Genomic DNA, 1,157 nt, shown 5'->3' on the forward strand with positions numbered 1-1,157 from the left:
GGGCAGGGCTAGTTTATTGAGAAGAGAAAAAACAGAATAGAGGGGTTGTTTCTCGTCTTACCTTGCCATGAGTTTGATTGAGCATCTGAAGCAAGTGCGCGACTTTCGCACCCAACCGCGATACGAGTTGTGGGTCGTGCTGCTCCTAGTCGTGATGGGCGTGTTGAGCGGTTGCACTGGATATCGCGCCTTAGCTGACTTTTCTCAACGGCATCAAGGTGCAGTCCTGCAATTGCTAGAGTTGCCCTACACCCGTTTGCCGTCCTATTCCACGATTCGGAAAGTGCTGGAACGCATCTCCTTCGAGTCGCTGAGTGCCGCCTTTAATGCTTGGGCAATGGACACCATTGAGGTGCAACCGGGAGAACAATTGGCGATGGATGGCAAAGGCATCAAAGCGAGCGTCGTGGCCTATGACCAGCATCTCCAAGACTTTGTGAATGTGGTGTCCGCCTTCTCAACCCGTGCGGGAATCGTCGTGGGCTTAGTGCCGATGCACAACCGAGACGGGAGTGAGATCGAAGCCGTGCTGACATTACTCGATGTCCTGAAGGTGAGCGGCGCGTGCTTGAGTTTAGATGCCCTGCATACTCAAAAAAAACCGTCGAGCAAATCCTCAAAAGCGGCAACGACTTTGTGATAGCCGTCAAAGGCAATCAACGCAAGCTCCAGCAGCATCTTCAGACCCAGTTTGAGCAGCAAGACCCGGACAGTATCGAGGTTCACACCGAGCAAGTCCGAGACCGCCGCACTCAACGGACAGTGAGTGTTTTAGCAGCAAGAGAATCCCTAGATGCCGCGTGGTCTGGGGTCAAAAGCCTGATTCGGGTCGAGCGTGTGGGCAGTCGCGGCAGCGAAATGATGCAGGAGACCATCTTCTATATCAGTTCCCTGACGGAGGATGCCGCCCAGTTCTGCCAACGGATTCGCGACCATTGGCAGATTGAGAATCGGTTGCACTGGGTCAAAGATGTGGTGTTGAAAGAAGATGCGGCTCCGATGTGTTCAGGACATGCGCCGGAGAACATGGCAATCCTGCGGACGATAGCGGTCAATCTGCTGCGATTGAACGGCTTTGACTCGATTACGAGAGGAATTCGGGCAGTGGCGCATGACCTCCATCGTCTATTTTCCTTTCTTCAATAAACTAGCCCTGC

At 53.4% G+C, this 1,157-nt stretch carries 1 pseudogene; it reads left to right on the plus strand.

What is annotated here, in order from left to right:
- Positions 1 to 67 precede the first annotated feature (67 nt).
- A pseudogene (locus tag A8707_RS30090) lies at positions 68 to 1,146 on the plus strand (ISAs1 family transposase).
- The last annotated feature ends 11 nt before the right edge of the window (positions 1,147 to 1,157 follow it).

It is taken from the genome of Phormidesmis priestleyi BC1401, assembly GCF_001650195.1.
GTDB lineage: Bacteria > Cyanobacteriota > Cyanobacteriia > Leptolyngbyales > Leptolyngbyaceae > Phormidesmis_A > Phormidesmis_A priestleyi_B.